The sequence below is a fragment of the Streptomyces sp. NPDC002838 genome (assembly GCF_040295365.1).
Classification (GTDB): Bacteria; Actinomycetota; Actinomycetes; order Streptomycetales; family Streptomycetaceae; genus Streptomyces.
This window is the reverse complement of sequence record NZ_JBEOVF010000014.1, coordinates 141,954-156,209: the sequence shown is the minus strand read 5'-3', so window position 1 is coordinate 156,209 and position 14,256 is coordinate 141,954. Positions and strand designations below refer to the sequence as shown.

14 protein-coding genes and 5 tRNA genes are annotated in these 14,256 nt (G+C 68.9%); 7 read left to right on the top strand and 12 right to left on the bottom strand.

Annotation, left to right across the window (positions count from 1 at the left end; genetic code table 11):
- Window positions 1-76 precede the first annotated feature (76 nt).
- The 7 genes from ABT063_RS20235 to ABT063_RS20205 form a co-directional block, all read right to left on the bottom strand.
- Window positions 77-2,818: an exo-rhamnogalacturonan lyase family protein gene (locus tag ABT063_RS20235; RefSeq protein WP_351058727.1), complete on the bottom strand. Its 2,742-nt coding sequence runs from the start codon at window positions 2,816-2,818 to the stop codon at window positions 77-79.
- Window positions 2,819-2,915: 97 nt separating this feature from the next.
- The gene (locus ABT063_RS20230; RefSeq protein ID WP_351058726.1) at window positions 2,916-3,506 is read right to left on the bottom strand and encodes a hypothetical protein; all 591 of its coding nucleotides are present in this window, start codon (window positions 3,504-3,506) and stop codon (window positions 2,916-2,918) included.
- 10 nt (window positions 3,507-3,516) lie between these two features.
- The gene (locus ABT063_RS20225) at window positions 3,517-4,410 is read right to left on the bottom strand and encodes a carbohydrate ABC transporter permease (protein WP_351058725.1); all 894 of its coding nucleotides are present in this window, start codon (window positions 4,408-4,410) and stop codon (window positions 3,517-3,519) included.
- Window positions 4,410-5,408, bottom strand: a complete 999-nt coding sequence (locus ABT063_RS20220; protein ID WP_351058724.1) for a carbohydrate ABC transporter permease — start codon at window positions 5,406-5,408, stop codon at window positions 4,410-4,412. Before ABT063_RS20220 ends, ABT063_RS20225 begins: the two co-directional genes overlap by 1 nt.
- Window positions 5,408-6,697, bottom strand: a complete 1,290-nt coding sequence (locus ABT063_RS20215; RefSeq protein WP_351058723.1) for an ABC transporter substrate-binding protein — start codon at window positions 6,695-6,697, stop codon at window positions 5,408-5,410. The genes ABT063_RS20220 and ABT063_RS20215 overlap by 1 nt, the downstream gene beginning before the upstream one ends.
- Window positions 6,698-7,057: 360 nt before the next feature.
- Window positions 7,058-7,129: transfer RNA gene (locus tag ABT063_RS20210), tRNA-Val, on the bottom strand.
- 78 nt (window positions 7,130-7,207) lie between these two features.
- A complete protein-coding gene (locus ABT063_RS20205; protein ID WP_351058722.1) occupies window positions 7,208-7,663 on the bottom strand; it encodes a TIGR02611 family protein in 456 nt (151 codons plus the stop codon).
- A 191-nt stretch (window positions 7,664-7,854) separates the two neighbouring features.
- On the opposite strand from ABT063_RS20205, the gene ABT063_RS20200 reads away from it, so the two are divergent.
- Window positions 7,855-8,268: an SsgA family sporulation/cell division regulator gene (locus ABT063_RS20200; protein WP_004002642.1), complete on the top strand. Its 414-nt coding sequence runs from the start codon at window positions 7,855-7,857 to the stop codon at window positions 8,266-8,268.
- Between the two features lie 472 nt (window positions 8,269-8,740).
- Entirely contained in the window at window positions 8,741-9,301 is a 561-nt protein-coding gene (locus ABT063_RS20195; RefSeq protein WP_351058721.1) for a CGNR zinc finger domain-containing protein, read from the top strand.
- A gap of 80 nt (window positions 9,302-9,381) precedes the next feature.
- Here ABT063_RS20195 and ABT063_RS20190 read toward each other — a convergent pair whose 3' ends face one another.
- Window positions 9,382-9,534 carry a hypothetical protein gene (locus tag ABT063_RS20190; RefSeq protein WP_020138043.1) on the bottom strand — a complete coding sequence of 51 codons (153 nt, stop codon included), beginning with the start codon at window positions 9,532-9,534 and terminating at the stop codon, window positions 9,382-9,384.
- 177 nt (window positions 9,535-9,711) lie between these two features.
- The gene (locus tag ABT063_RS20185) at window positions 9,712-10,158 is read right to left on the bottom strand and encodes a hypothetical protein (protein WP_351058720.1); all 447 of its coding nucleotides are present in this window, start codon (window positions 10,156-10,158) and stop codon (window positions 9,712-9,714) included.
- Window positions 10,159-10,365: 207 nt separating this feature from the next.
- Between ABT063_RS20185 and ABT063_RS20180 the strand changes: the two genes are divergently transcribed.
- Entirely contained in the window at window positions 10,366-10,881 is a 516-nt protein-coding gene (locus tag ABT063_RS20180) for a DsbA family protein (protein ID WP_351058719.1), read from the top strand.
- Window positions 10,882-10,883: 2 nt separating this feature from the next.
- Here ABT063_RS20180 and ABT063_RS20175 read toward each other — a convergent pair whose 3' ends face one another.
- The 3 genes from ABT063_RS20175 to ABT063_RS20165 form a co-directional block, all read right to left on the bottom strand.
- Complete coding sequence (locus ABT063_RS20175) at window positions 10,884-11,708, bottom strand: GNAT family N-acetyltransferase (RefSeq protein ID WP_351058718.1); 825 nt, start codon at window positions 11,706-11,708, stop codon at window positions 10,884-10,886.
- Between the two features lie 53 nt (window positions 11,709-11,761).
- The gene (locus ABT063_RS20170) at window positions 11,762-12,583 is read right to left on the bottom strand and encodes an aminotransferase class IV (RefSeq protein WP_351058717.1); all 822 of its coding nucleotides are present in this window, start codon (window positions 12,581-12,583) and stop codon (window positions 11,762-11,764) included.
- A gap of 99 nt (window positions 12,584-12,682) precedes the next feature.
- Window positions 12,683-13,705: a chorismate-binding protein gene (locus ABT063_RS20165; protein ID WP_502990846.1), complete on the bottom strand. Its 1,023-nt coding sequence runs from the start codon at window positions 13,703-13,705 to the stop codon at window positions 12,683-12,685.
- Between the two features lie 178 nt (window positions 13,706-13,883).
- Here ABT063_RS20165 and ABT063_RS20160 point away from each other — a divergent pair.
- From ABT063_RS20160 to ABT063_RS20145, 4 genes are all read left to right on the top strand, one after another.
- Window positions 13,884-13,956, top strand: a tRNA-Gly gene (locus ABT063_RS20160).
- Window positions 13,957-13,994: 38 nt separating this feature from the next.
- A tRNA-Cys gene (locus tag ABT063_RS20155) sits at window positions 13,995-14,068 on the top strand.
- A gap of 1 nt (window position 14,069) precedes the next feature.
- A tRNA-Val gene (locus ABT063_RS20150) sits at window positions 14,070-14,141 on the top strand.
- 36 nt (window positions 14,142-14,177) lie between these two features.
- Window positions 14,178-14,249: transfer RNA gene (locus tag ABT063_RS20145), tRNA-Val, on the top strand.
- Window positions 14,250-14,256 lie beyond the last annotated feature (7 nt).

The following is a 14,256-nucleotide window of genomic DNA, read 5'->3' as shown; positions in this document are numbered from 1 at the left end:
GACCCCGCTCACCCGGGTTAATGGGTCGCCGCCGATTTCCTGCGACCTGATCCGCCGGACAGGTCATAGGCGCCGGCTACGGCATCTTGTCGCCCACCAGCGCCAGGTTCTGAATGGCCGCCAGTCCGTACAGCGCGGTGGCGTTGGTGGACACCCACGCGGCTTCGCTGCCGGGTACCAGGGCGGTCGGGCCCTCGATCTTCTTCGTGGACCAGTCGGTGGACTCCTTGTAGTCCCAGGTGTCCCGGCTGTTGTAGAACTGCTGCCACGCGCGTGCGGCCAGCTGGTCGTCGCCGGTCTGGACGGCGGCGTAGGCGTCCTGCCGTGAGTGCCCCTGGAAGAGCAGCAGGTTGCCGAAGTTGGAGCCGTAGCGGGCGGCCTGCTCGGCCTTGGTGGCGTTGAAGTAGCGGCAGTAGTCGAGCCACGCCTCCTTGAACTTCGGCATGTCGACCTGGTCGATCAGCTCGGCGCAGAGTTCCACCAGGCCGAACATGGCCGACAGGTGCGAGACGCCGACCTTGGGCTCCTTGTCGATGGCGAACTTCCCCGTGTCCAGGTCGTACAGCGCGCTGCCCTGGACGAAGCCGTTGGGCTGGGCGGCGATGGTCTCCATGGTGGACAGGACCCGCGCCTTGGCCTTCTCCCACTTGGGGCCGCGCCGCTCCCACTCGGTGAGCCAGGCCGACACCAGGCCGCTCCAGTCGGTGCCGAAGCCGATGGACAGGGCGTTGCGGTCGGGGGTGTACGGCTCGGTGCGGATCTTGCGGATGGGGTCGAGGACGAGGAACGTCTCGTCGGAGTCGACGTTGGCGTGCATGAGGTCGCCGACGCGTTCGTCGGCGGTGAGGAAGTAGTAGTAGCGGCGGTAGGTGGTGTTGGCGATGCGCTGCTGCTTGGCGCTGTCCGCGTAGTGCTGAACGCCGTGGCGGGTGCCGAGGCCCGCCCACTTGCCGAGGTGGTAGACGTCGACCTCGCCGGTGTGCCGGGTCATGGCCTCGGCGAAGCGGAAGACGTCGGCGCGGCCGGAGCGCATGTAAGCGAACCAGAGCCACAGGTCGGGCGAGAGTTCGGAGTTGTCCCAGGCGTAGCCGCCGACGTCGTAGCACCACTGGTGGCGGCTGGGGTCGTAGCTGTGCATGATGTCGCCGTAATCCCAGAAGCCGTACCAACGGCGCATCTCCACCTGGTCCTTGTAGTAGGTGAAGAGGAAGTCGAGGTGGTCCTCGATCTTCACCTTGGCGCCGGTGGAGCGGTCCGGCTCGGAGAACAGCTTGCCGAAGACGCCGGCCTTGATGAGCTGCTTGGGCGGGGCGGCCAGCTGCGGCGGGGTGCGTACGGCCTCTACCTGCTGGGCCATCGCCTCGGCGCTGGGCGTGGAGTCGTGCGCCCAGAAGAGGAGTTCGCTGGTGCGGGCGATGCCGTAGGGGGTGCCGAAGCCGGGTTCGTAGTCCTCGTAGGTGATGTTGAGGCCTTCGAGCTGTTCGGGGTATGTGTCCTGGCCCATGCCGTCGTGGTAGAAGCGCATGTCCATGGGCTGCGCCTCGGGCGACCAGAGCCAGAGGGTGACCTCGGCCTCGTCGGTCTGGGCATCGCGGATGTCGAGCTGGGCGGGGAACTTCTCCCAGAAGTCCCGCAGCCCGAAGGCGAATCCGCCGCTCGCGCCGCCGACGTAGCCGAAGCCGCTGGCCCGCCGGCCGCCTCCCGCGGGGATCCAGCCGTGGCCCTTCTTGGTGCGCTTGCGCACGCCGAAGCCGTCGGCGGAGAGTTGCGAGAGGGTGTAGTCGCCCCACTCGGGGATGTACTGCAGCCGCGTGGTGACCCGCTGGTCCCAGGTGGACGGGTCCGGCAGCTTCTTGCCGTCGAACTGGGCCGTCCGCACGGCCGCCCCGGGGTCGCGCCGCAGCCCGGTGATGCCCTTGACGGCCTCGCGCAGCAGGCCGGTGCCCTCGCCGCCGATGCGGATGTGGCGGTCGTAGGACTGGTCCCGCATGGGGACGGTGAAGCGTACGCCCAGCCCGCGGATGAAGTCACCGCTGGCTTTGCCCGGCTCCTGCGTGCCGTCGTACGTGATCGTGTGCACCATGCGGAAGGAGTCGGCGCCCGCGTAGAAGTACAGCCGGATCGAGAACGGCAGCCAGCTCCGGCTGCCCTTGCGGTGCTTGCCGTCGATGCGGACGACCGCGCGGACCGGGCCCTCCTGTTCGACGGTGACCTTCGAGATGGCGCCCTCGAAGCGCTCGGTCTTCACCGAGCCCTGGTCCTCGTCCTCGATCTCGGGCTGGCGGATCAGCACGAGCCGGCCGTTCTTGGCGATCTCCGTGGAGCCTCGGGTGACCGACTTGACCAGCGTGGCACCGGACTTGCCGATCTTCGCGGTGATGACCCCGGTGGAGATGTCGATGGTGCCGCCGCGCTTGTCGACGGTGACCTTCTTGTCGGGGGCGGCGGCCTCGCCCGCGGCGAGGGTGAGCTTGCCGGAGCCCGAACTGACCGCGTGCGCGGTCCACTTGAGCGAGCCGTCCGGCCAGTAGGCGATCGGCCAGGACTGCACGGGCACGGACTTGCCGTCCGCGTCCGTCACCGCGAACTTCTGGTCCTTGTCGTACGTGCCCTTCGGCCAGGGAACGCCGACGGTGGATCCGGGAGCGGCACCCAGGCCGCCGTCCTCCAGCCAGTCCAGGGTCACCGGATCGGCGTCGGCTTCCGCGGCTCTCGGCGCGGCCCCGGCGTTCTGGGCTCCTAGGGCCCAGCTGAACTGCGCGGCGGCTCCGGCGACGGTGGCTGCCTTGAGGATGGACCTGCGGGGAATGGGGGACATGACCTTTCCTTTCCGTGCGGGGTGCAGGGGTGGTCAGGGGCATGACAGAGTGAGGTACGGCGCCCGGGGCGCCGACCTGATGCGAGGGCACCGCCCGTCAGCGGTGCCGGTACCGCTCCTCCACGGCGACGGCCGCCGCCGCGACGGCCCCCAGGACGGGGACCGCCAGCGGTGCGACGAACCAGGCGGACAGGGCCACGACGGCCAGCCCACCGACGATCAGGAAGGACCCGGCGGGGTCGAGCACGGTACGGCGGCCGGCCTGAGCGAGCAGGGCGCGCCAGGAGGCACCCGGCGTCCAGACCGCCGCCGCGCGCAGTCCGGCCACGGCGAGGCCGATCAGCGCGAGGACACCGATGACCCCGACCAGCGGCCCACCGGGTATCCCGGCGCGCGCGGCGTGGACGTCCACCCACACCGCGACCGCCGAAGCCCACCCGGCGAGCCCGACGACCCACCCGCGACGGACGGCGGCCCGGAAGTCGGCGGCGAACTCCCGCCAGCCACCGCCCTCGTGAGTGATACGGCGGCGCAGATGCCGCGCGCCGGCGGCGAAGGCGGCCGGATAGGTGACCACCCCGAGCGAGGCCACCGCGACCCACACGCCGGTGAGCAGACACTCGGCGAACACGGCGAACCGCTCGGCGAGGACGGACTCCTTGCGGGCCTTCACACGTACCTGGGCCATCGTGACCGCCTCAGCCCTTCAGACCCGACGTCGCCATACCGTCGATGAGATACCGCTGGAAGGCGAGGAAGAAGGCGAGCACCGGCAGGAGAGCGATGAGCGACATGGCGATCATGCCGCCGTAGTTCGCCACACCCTCCTGGTCCACGAACATCTTCAGACCGAGGGAGACGGTGTACTTGTCGGGCTCGTTGAGGTAGATCAGCGGGCCCATGAAGTCGTTCCAGGAGTTGATGAAGGTGAAGATCGCGCTGGTGATCAGGGCCGGACGGCACAGCGGGAGCACGATCGACCAGTAGATGCGGAAGTGGCCGCAGCCATCGAGGCGGGCTGCCTCGTCGAGCTCCTTGGGCAGGTTGCGCATGAACTGCACCATCAGGAAGACGAAGAACGCCTCGATGGCCAGGTACTTCCCGAGCAGGAGCGGGGTGTAGGTGTTGATCATGTTCATATTGCGGAACAACACGTACTGCGGGATCAGCAGCACGTGGTACGGCAACAGGAGCGTGCCGATCATCAGCGTGAACAGGAGGTTGCGGCCCGCGAACTTGATCTTCGCGAAGGCGTACGCGGTCAGCGAGCAGGACACCAGGATCCCGATCACCGAACCGACCGCGAGCGTGAGTGAGTTGACGAAGAACGTGGAGATCGAGATGTCCGCGATGCCGTCGGCGAGCCCCGTGTAGTTCGAGATGATCGGGTCGCCCGGGAAGAGGTCCAGGCTGCCGACGACGTCCTCGCTCTTTTTGAAGGAACCGCCGATGACCCAGATCACCGGATAGAGGATCACCGCGAGGATCACGAGGGATCCGATGTGCCAGGCGAGGGAACCGGGCAGCTTGCGCCGGATGGCGCCCGCCTTGGTGGACGGGGCCGGGGCGATGTCGGTGGCCTGTGCGCTCATCAGGCGCCCTCCTCGTAGTGCACCCAGCGCTTCTGGGACCAGAACAGCACCGCCGTCACCAGGGCGACCGCGACGAGCAGCATCCAGGCCATAGCCGAGGCCAGGCCCATCCGGCTGTTCTCGAAGCCCTGGACGTAGAGGTAGCAGGTGTAGACCATCGAACCGTCCGCCGGACCGCAGGCGTTGCCGCCGGCGCCGCCGCCGACGATGTACGCCGAGGAGAAGATCTGGAAGGAGTGGATCGTCTCCAGCAGGACGTTGAAGAAGAGGACCGGGGAGATCATCGGCAGCGTGATGTTCCAGAACCGGCGCATCTTGCCGGCCCCGTCGACCTCGGCCGCCTCGTACAGCTCGCGCGGTACCTGCTTGAGGCCGGCGAGGAAGATGACCATGGGGGCGCCGAACTGCCAGACGGTGAGCGCCACCAGGCTGTAAATGATCATGTCCGGGTCGCCGGTCCAGCCGCCGACGTCGATCCCGAAGATCTTCTGCGTACGGTCGACGATCGCGTCGTCCGAGAAGATGGCCTTCCATACGATCGCGACGGAGACGCTCGCCCCGATCAGCGACGGCGCGTAGAAGGCGGCCCGGTAGAAGGCCTGTCCGCGCCGCTTCTGGGCGAGCAGCAGCGCCACCCCGAGGGCCAGGAGCAGCTTGAGCGGCGTTCCGACGACGACGTACCACATCGTCACCTGCACCGAGTGGCGCCAGCGCGGGTCCTCGAACATCGTGGTGAAGTTGTCGAGGCCGATCCACTTGGGCGTGTCGAACAGGTTGTAGTCGGTGAACGCGAAGTAGAGCGAGGCGATCATCGGCCCTGCCGTGAGCAGCAGGAACCCGGCGATCCAGGGGGACATGAAGAGATAGCCGGCCAGGTTCTCCCGGCGGACCCGCCGCTTGAGGGCGGCGGGGCGCTCGGAGTCCACCGGACCGTGCCGCGGCTCGGAGTCCTTGGACAGGCCCTCCATCGCAGGGGCGTGTGTCACGGTGGTTCCCATCAGCCGGCGAGAGCCGTCTTCGACTCGGTGAAGAACTGCTTGACGGCGTCGCCCACCGACCGCTTGCCCAGGGCGAGTTCCTCGGCGATGCGCAGGAACGCGGCCTCACAGATGTCCGCGCCGGCGGGGTGCGGGGTGATGGGCTCCAGGACACCCGCGTCGACGAGGGACGTCTCGTAGGCGGCTATCGCCTTGTTGACCTCGTCGGTCGGTTTGAACGCGTCGTACTGGGCCTGCGTCGCCGGCACACCGCGGTCGTAGCCCATGATCTTGGCGACCTCGGGGTCGTGCACCATGAAGCTGATGAACTGGGCGACTTCCTTGGGGTGCTGCGTCCGCTTGGAGGCGCTGAGCATGAGAGAGCCGAGGTACTGGCCGGTCTTCTTGCCGTCCGTGGTCGGGATGGGAGCCAGGCCGTACTCGCTCTTGCCCTCGGAGGTGTAGCGGACCGTGAAGTTGTCCCAGGTGAACTCACCGCCGGCGATCTCCGCGGCGACCGCCGACTTGGGCTTGATCTGGGCGACCTTCTTGGGGTCGGCGTAGACGCCCTCCTTGACGCCCTTCTCGGCCTTCGTCCACCAGTCCGTCAGATCCGCCTCGGTGAAGCCGAGTCCGTCCTCGGTGAAGAACGCCTTGCCGTTCTGGCGCAAGTACAGGTCGTAGAGGTACATGACGCCGTACATGCCGCTGTCGCCGGCGCGCCCCGTCTTGTCGCGGATCTTCTTCATGGCCGCGTCGAAGTCGTCCCAGGTCCAGCCCTGCTCCGGCTTCACACCGGCTCTGGTGTAGACGGGCTTGTCGATCACCAGGGCCATCGAGTTGGAACCGACCGGAACTCCGAGGAGCCTGCCGTCGATCTCGCCGAACTTGTCCAGGCCGGCGCGGAAGCCGTCCATGGAGAGATTGCCCGCCTTCACCTGCTCGCCGAGATCGAGCAGGACGTTCTTCGCGTCGTATTTCCGCAGGAATCCAACGGCATTCTGGAAGACGTCCGGCGGATTCCCACCGGAGGCCTGGGTGTTGAACTTCTTCCAGAAGTCGGTGTACGGCTGGAAGTCCGTTTTCACCTTGATCTTCGGGTACTTCTTCTCGAAGAGCGCGATGGTCTTGTTGATGCGCTCGGCGCGGTCCTCGGCACCCCACCACGCGTAACGGATCGTCACCGTCCCGTCCGACGAGGTGCCACTGTCCCCACCGCACCCGGTGGTCGCGGCCAGTCCGAGGGTGGCCGCTGTGGCGCCGGCCGCCTTCAAGATCGTACGCCTCTCAACATTCCTGCTGGTTCCCATGGGTGGGCCCCCTCCCCGCAGCGTCGTTGCCGCCTGCATGAATCGTTTCAAGTAAGCGCTTGCTGGCACAAGCTACGGAGGGCTTCGGGGTGCGTCAATGATTCGGACAGGAATTTCTTGGGGCACGGCTGGGCGATCTGACGGCACGTCGGCAGCGAACCGAGCGACAGTCGGGGCAATGTCGCAGGTGAGGCGGGTGTGATCGGCGGACCGAACGCGAACTGACCTTCCACGCATGGATGTTGATCGGCCAAAAATCGCCGAGAGTACGTGGCCGGCCGAGGCGTACGGAGCTCACCCGAAGGCTGCGCATACGTCGGCGGCCCGCCTGCTCTGTCGCAGACGGGCCGCCGACCCGGGTGGGCGATACTGGGTTCGAACCAGTGACCTCTTCGGTGTGAACGAAGCGCTCTCCCACTGAGCTAATCGCCCGGGCGCAGGAAGAAGATTACCCCATGTCAGGGGGTGCGTGTGACCGGTGCCGACCGGGCCGCGCGCCCCCGTCGCGGATCACTGGTCCTCGATCTTCCAGGGCATCACGAGGCCGAACTTCCACAGGTAGATGCCGCCGATCACGCCCACGATCACGAGGCCGATCGTCGTCAGGATGATGTTGCGCCGCCGCACCTTCGGGTCCAGGGCACGCTGGGCCGCCTCGGTGACCTTGCGCTTGGTCCAGCGCAGCACCAGCTGGGCCCAGACGAACTCGGTCGCCCAGATCGCCATGCCGCCGAAGATCACGACCCAGCCAGGGCCGGGCAGCGGCAGCATGATGATGCCCAGGACCACGACCGCGAGCCCGATGATGAAGACGCAGACCTGCCAGCTCAGGTGCAGCAGGCGGCGCGCCTTGATGAATTCGGGGGCTCTGGAGCCGAGCCCCTGCTCGCTCTTCACCCCGTCAGTCTTCGTCTCGTCCGCAGCCACGGCAACGACCTCGCCCGGCTCGTCACTCCCCGTATTCATACGGCCAAACCCTACCGGACGGAAACCGGTCACCGGAATGGCCGTACGGGACGAACGCACTCTCGGCCGGAAGAGTTACGTAAAGACACGCAAAACGCTCAGAGGGGTTTACAACGGCACCGTAGGTGGCATGTCGATTTCGCCGACGTGCGAATCCCCGAGCGCACACTGAGCGAAAGGCCCTGGCGCTTATGAACACCACGGTCAGCTGCGAGCTGCACCTGCGCCTCGTTGTGTCGAGCGAGTCCTCCCTGCCTGTCCCCGCAGGCCTGCGGTACGACACGGCCGACCCCTACGCCGTGCACGCCACCTTCCACACCGGAGCCGAGGAGACCGTCGAGTGGGTGTTCGCCCGCGACCTCCTCGCGGAGGGCCTCCACCGGCCCACCGGAACCGGCGATGTCCGCGTCTGGCCGTCGCGCAGCCACGGTCAGGGCGTCGTCTGCATCGCCCTGAGCTCCCCGGAGGGCGAGGCCCTGCTCGAGGCCCCGGCGCGGGCCCTGGAGTCCTTCCTGAAGCGGACGGACGCCGCTGTGCCTCCCGGCACGGAACACCGGCACTTCGATCTCGATCAGGAGCTCTCGCACATCCTGGCGGAGAGCTAGGGCGAGGGCACACAGAGCCGCCCGGCGCCGTCCACTCGGGGAGACGGCTCGGGCTCAGACAGCCGTATACGGCAGGTATCGGCGCCGTCTCCTTCGCGGGGCGGCGCCGATGCGTGCGTACGGGGCCGGAGTTTCAGGTGCCGGGGGTGCCAGGCGCCGGGGGTACCAGGCGCCCAGGCTGCGAGGCGCCCGACGTGGGTGCTGGGCGGGGGGTGGGTCGCGCGGCCCGGCGCTACGGGGTGCCGCCTTCTGTGGGTCGGGAGCCACCCCAGCGGCACGACTGCCCGCAGCTACGCGAATCGGCTGCCCGCAGGTGGGCGGATCCGGCTGCGCGCAGATTGCGTGGCTCGGCTGCCCGCAGGCTGCGCGGATCGGCCGGAGCGGCTCCGTGGGTGCTTCCTCTTCGGCCGAGCCATTACCATCGGCCTGCATCGGCGGGCGCACGCCCGACCCCCAGGCCAGGGAGCGAAACGTGCTGATCACCCACGACACCCGGTGCGCGCTCGACACCGTGGTGGATCTGGTGAACACCGCGCCGGAGGACGACGCGGCGCCCGACGCCCTGCCGGACGTCGCGGCCCTCGAGGATTTCGTACGAAACCACGAAATCAGTGATGTCGGGACGCTCTCGGAGTTCGATCTCTCGGCGGTGCGCAAGATCCGCGGACGGTTCGCAGCGGTCTTCGCCGCTCCGAACCCGCGGACCGCCGCCGCGCTGATCAACGAGCTGATCGCCGCCGCCGGCACCACTCCCCGCCTCACGGACCACGACGGCTACGACTGGCACGTGCACTACTTCGCCCCCGGCGCCTCCGTCGCCGATCACCTGGCGGCCGACTGCGGGATGGCACTCGCGTTCTTCGTGGTGGCCGGCGAGCAGGAGCGGCTGCGCCGCTGTGAGGCGCCCGACTGCCGGCGGGCCTTCGTGGACCTGTCCCGCAACCGCTCGCGGCGCTACTGCGACAGCCGGACCTGCGGTAACCGTCTGCACGTGGCCGCATACCGGGCGCGGCGCAAGGAGGCGGCCGGCTGACGTCCGGGCGACACACCAGGACCGGCACAGAAGTGTCGACGTGGTCCCCGGCGGGTGGCGCCGGGAACCACGGGTACGGCTCACAGCAACAGCAGGTCGTGCAGCGCAGCCATGAGCAGCAGACACCCGATCACCGCAAGGAAGATCATCAGCGGTGGCTGGGAAAGGGCGAAGAGGCATCCGCGCGGCTCGTCCTGCGGCGGCGCGGCATCGCTCTGTGTCGTGTCCAGCATCTCGCGGCGATGATGACGCAGTCGGCGCTCCCGGCGCGATCAACACGCCCGTAGTGAGCGGGAGTTCGCCGAATTCCGCGATGTCCGGTTCAAGTCGTGATCATTTCCGGACGCGTGGGAGCCCACTGTGTCGTTTCAGTCCGTCATGCGGACGTCATATGCCGTCTTCCGCGAAGGTCATATGCCGTGCTTCTTCAGGATGGCCTCGATGTCGCTGAAGTCGTCCGTGGCGGTCTCGGCGCGGGGCTTGCCCGCAGGCCGGGCCGCCGGGCGGGAGCCCGCCGCCAGGGAGGGCGCCGAAGCCGCCGGAGCCACGGCCTCCCGCTGAGCGGCGCTCTTGGCCGCCTTGCGCTCCTTGCGGGTGCCGCCGCGCCGGCGCTCCACGGCACGTGTGGTCGCGAACAGCATCCAGGAGACTCCGAGCACTCCGAAGCCCGCCCAGGCCGTCGGGCTGAAGGCGGTGTCCGCCAGCCATTCGACGACGCCTGTCATGACCAGGCCGATCGGGACGAGTGAGTACGCGGCGATGCGGGCGGCTGTGAGGAAACGCTTGCGGTACGCCGTGACCACCGCGATGCCCAGGCCTGCCACGGAGACGGCGGAACAGACGGTCTCGGCAATCATCCGGTCCTCCAGGCAGGGCTCGGTCGGGCAGGGGTCACTTCGTCCCTTCCATCCTGCACCCACCGCACCCCGCCGGGCCATCCTCCGGCCCGACATCAGGGACATCTCCGGGTCGTCTCCTCCGCAGGTGCCGGTCGGGGTCGTACGACCGCCGCGACACCGAGGTCCGATGGGGCCGTCCGGGGCCGGGGCTGGGAGACTGTGACCATGAGTGACTCCTCTCCCGCTCGTCCCGCCGTCCCCGTGCTCGACGTCTGGTGCGAACTCCAGTGCCCGGACTGCCGCAGCGCCCTGGACGACCTGCGTGCCCTGCGCGCCCGCTACGGCGACCGGCTGGAACTGCGGCTGCGGCACTTCCCACTGGAGAAGCACAAGCACGCCTTCGCCGCCGCCCAGGCCGCCGAGGAGGCCGCGGAGCAGGGGCAGGGCTGGCCCTACGTCGAGGCCGTGCTGGGCCGGGTGGAGGAGCTGGACCGCAAGGGAGAACCCTTCCTGGTCGAGGTCGCCCGTGAACTCGGTCTGGACGCTGAGGAGTTCGACACCGCGCTGATCGACGGCCGGCACATCCTGATCGTGGACGCCGACCAGGCCGAGGGCAAGGCGATCGGCGTGACCGGCACCCCCACGTACGTCATCGGCGGTGAGCGTCTCGACGGCGGCAAGAGCCAGGAGGGGCTGCGCGAGCGTGTGGAGGAGATCGCGGACCGGTTGCTGGCGGAGTGACCTCAGAGCAGGTTCTTGTGCATGGCGTACCGCACCGGGACGTAGCCGAGTGACTCGTACAACCGCTCGGCCGGGGTGTTGCCCGCGAAGACGTTGAGGCCGAGGACGCGCATTCCGGCGGCCACCGCCTGGGCCTCGGCCAGCAGCATCAGAGAACGGCCGTGTCCCCGGCCGCGGAACCGCGCGTCGGCCTCGACGTCATAGACGTAGGCCCTCTCCTCCTCGAGCGCCACCCAGAGCGTGCCGACTCGGGTGCCCTCGTGCTCAAGGACGCTCAGCAGCACACCCGGCGTCCCGGGGCCCTGCGGAAGCAGTCGGGCGTGGTCCCACTCGGACTTGGCCCGTGCCTCGTCCGCGGGCACGCCGCGGTCGATCCAGCTCTGCGCGTACTTCTCCTTGCCGTGTTCGAGCCATGGCCCGTACTCGGTCTCGGTCAGGGGTCTGCCCCGGCTGCCCTCGGGCAGTTCGGGCGCGGTCGTGCCGAGGCGCTTCTCCATGCCGCGGTTGCGCCGCAGGTAGCCGAGGGCCGTGGCGAGCCGCAGCGCGGCCTCGGCCTCGGCGGGCACCGCGATCTCGATCCGCTTGCAGCCCCAGCCCCGTACCACTTCTTCGGCGGCGAGCGCGGCCACCGTGCCCCGGCCGCGCCGGCGGTCCGGTTCCTCGATGCCGAGGTCTTCGATCCGGGCGACGGCGGGCCCGAAGACAGGGTGTGTCGACAGGTGTACCGCTCCGACGGGACGGCTGTTCACGCACACCCGGTAGTGGCGGGACAGCCCTCCGTCGGCGGCGCGCTGAAGCGGCTCGGTGGGCCGCAGGGTCGTGGTCATCACCGGTGTTCTACCCGCTGCGGCGCTCCAGGTCAGCCCCATATCCGCGGCCTTTACGGATCGAGGTCGTCCCCGGCCCGCTCGTCGAAGATCCGCATGGCCTTGGCGGTCACCGGGCCCGGAGCGCCCGGCAGTTCGCGGTCGTCGATCCGGTGCACGGCCTGTACGTCCCGCAGCGTGGAGGTCAGGAAGATCTCCTCGGCCCGTTCCAGGACGTCCAGCGGCAGGTCGGTCTCCCTCGCGCCCGTCCACTCGACGGCCAAAGCGCGGGTGATGCCCGCCAGGCAGCCGGAGGCGAGCGGCGGGGTGTGGAGCTCGCCGTCGAGGACGACGAAGACGTTCGACCCGGTCCCCTCGCAGAGCTGTCCGACCGTGTTGCCGAACAACGCCTCGGTGGCGCCGCGTTCACGGGCGCGGGCGAGGGCGACGACGTTCTCGGCGTACGAGGTCGTCTTGAGGCCGGTGAGCGCGCCGCGCTCGTTGCGGGTCCAGGGGACCGTGATCACGGCCGTGGAGTCGGGCCGCCGGGCGGACGCGCCGAGGGCGACCACGAGCGTCGGGCCGTGCTCACCGCGGTCGGAGCCGAGCGGGCCGTGGCCGCCGGTGTACGTGATGCGCAGCCGGCCCAGCGGCATCGGGTTGGCCTCCAGGACGGCGGCGCAGGCGCGGCGGACCTCGTCGTGGTCGGGGTCGGGCAGGCCCAGGCCGCGCGCCGAGCGGGTCAGCCGGTCGAGATGCCGGGTGAGCGCGAACGGCTTCCCGTCCACCGCCTTCACCGTCTCGAAGATGCCGTCGCCCACGGTCAGCCCGTGGTCGAAGACGGAGACGCGGGCGGATTCGATGTCCTGCAGCCCGCCGTCGAGCCATAGCTTCACTGGTCTCTTCCTCGCAAGTCAGTACCGGGGGCGTCGCAGTGGCCGGGGTCCGGGGGTTGTCCCCCGGGCCGGCACAGCACGTTGTCAGTCCCACTCACCTCATACGTTCCTTCCCGACGCTACCGCGAGGAGACGGGCGGCCTTCAGTTCGGTCTCCTGCCACTCGCTCTCGGGATCGGAACCCCAGGTGATGCCGGCGCCGGTGCCGAAACGCAGCACGCCCGCCTCGCGGTCGATCCAGAAGGTGCGGATGCCCACGGCCAGCTCACCGACGCCCCGGTCTGCGTCCACCCAGCCGATCCCGCCGCAGTACGGACCTCTGGGCGCCGTCTCCAGTGCCTCGATGATCCGCAGGGCGCTCGACTTGGGCGCCCCGGTGACCGAGCCGGGCGGGAACGCGGCGGCCAGCAGCTCCGGCCAGCCGGCCCCCTCACGCAGTTCGCCGCGGACGGTCGAGACGAGGTGGACCAGGCCGGGGTGCTTCTCCACGGCGCACAGATCGGGGACGGTCACGCTGCCGGTGGCGCAGACGCGTCCGATGTCATTGCGGACGAGGTCCACGATCATCACGTTCTCGGCGTAGTCCTTGTCCAGGAGGTCCGCCTCGGTACGACCGGTGCCCTTGATCGGGCCGGACTCGACGACCCGGCCGTCGCGGCGCAGGAACAGCTCGGGAGACGCGGTGGCTATCTCCACGCCGTGACCGGGCAGGCGGATCGTTCCTGCGTACGGCGCGGGGTTGCCGCGGGCCAACAGGGCGGTGAGGGCGTCCACGTCGGCGTCCGGCGGCACGGGCGCGGACAGCACCCGGCAGAGGTTCGCCTGGTAGACCTCGCCTGCGGCGATGTACTCACGGATGCGCCGCACGCCGGCCGTGTACGCGGCGCGGTCGAGGGAGGACGTCCAGTCACCGGCGGCCGGCCCCCGCCACTCCCCCGGCACCGGGGTGGGCACGGGATCCTCTCGTACGTCCCTGAAGCGGGCGCAGGTCACACGGCCCTCGTAGTCGGCGCAAACCGCCCAGAAACCGGTGGAGTCCAGGGCCGCGGTGTCGCTGGTGACGTCGAGGAGCCCGGTGGCGACACGGTCACCGAAACGAGCGAGAGGAGGCAGGTCGAGCACGCGGTCGAGTCTATGGCGGGTGTCTCGCGGGTGACCTCGTCGTGACCCTCCGGGTGCCCCGAGCAGGCCCCTGAGCAGGCGCAGCGCAGCACGCTGCGCAAACGCGTTTTTGTACTGGCCCCGGAATCCGCTAGAGTTCACCACGTCGCCGGAACGCGTAAGCCGACCGAAACGACAGGCGGACGTAGCTCAGTTGGTAGAGCGCAACCTTGCCAAGGTTGAGGTCGCGAGTTCGAACCTCGTCGTCCGCTCGAAGGAAGAGGGGATCTTCCCGGTTCCCCGCACTCCTGGTGGAGTGGCCGAGAGGCGAGGCAACGGCCTGCAAAGCCGTCTACACGGGTTCAAATCCCGTCTCCACCTCCAAGGACGATTAGCTCAGCGGGAGAGCGCTTCCCTGACACGGAAGAGGTCACTGGTTCAATCCCAGTATCGTCCACTGGATCTTCCAGCACGTACGGCAGGATCCGATCCCGCGCGATTAGCTCAGCGGGAGAGCGCTTCCCTGACACGGAAGAGGTCACTGGTTCAATCCCAGTATCGCGCACGCAGTA

Bases quoted from the DNA above. Each gene is read 5' to 3' on its own strand.
- ABT063_RS20235 (WP_351058727.1), bottom strand. From the start codon at position 2,818: ATGTCCCCCATTCCCCGCAGGTCCATCCTCAAGGCAGCCACCGTCGCC.
- ABT063_RS20230 (WP_351058726.1), bottom strand. From the start codon at position 3,506: ATGGCCCAGGTACGTGTGAAGGCCCGCAAGGAGTCCGTCCTCGCCGAG.
- ABT063_RS20225 (WP_351058725.1), bottom strand. From the start codon at position 4,410: ATGAGCGCACAGGCCACCGACATCGCCCCGGCCCCGTCCACCAAGGCG.
- ABT063_RS20220 (WP_351058724.1), bottom strand. From the start codon at position 5,408: ATGGGAACCACCGTGACACACGCCCCTGCGATGGAGGGCCTGTCCAAG.
- ABT063_RS20215 (WP_351058723.1), bottom strand. From the start codon at position 6,697: ATGGGAACCAGCAGGAATGTTGAGAGGCGTACGATCTTGAAGGCGGCC.
- ABT063_RS20205 (WP_351058722.1), bottom strand. From the start codon at position 7,663: ATGAATACGGGGAGTGACGAGCCGGGCGAGGTCGTTGCCGTGGCTGCG.
- ABT063_RS20200 (WP_004002642.1), top strand. From the start codon at position 7,855: ATGAACACCACGGTCAGCTGCGAGCTGCACCTGCGCCTCGTTGTGTCG.
- ABT063_RS20190 (WP_020138043.1), bottom strand. From the start codon at position 9,534: ATGCTGGACACGACACAGAGCGATGCCGCGCCGCCGCAGGACGAGCCG.
- ABT063_RS20185 (WP_351058720.1), bottom strand. From the start codon at position 10,158: ATGATTGCCGAGACCGTCTGTTCCGCCGTCTCCGTGGCAGGCCTGGGC.
- ABT063_RS20180 (WP_351058719.1), top strand. From the start codon at position 10,366: ATGAGTGACTCCTCTCCCGCTCGTCCCGCCGTCCCCGTGCTCGACGTC.
- ABT063_RS20175 (WP_351058718.1), bottom strand. From the start codon at position 11,708: ATGACCACGACCCTGCGGCCCACCGAGCCGCTTCAGCGCGCCGCCGAC.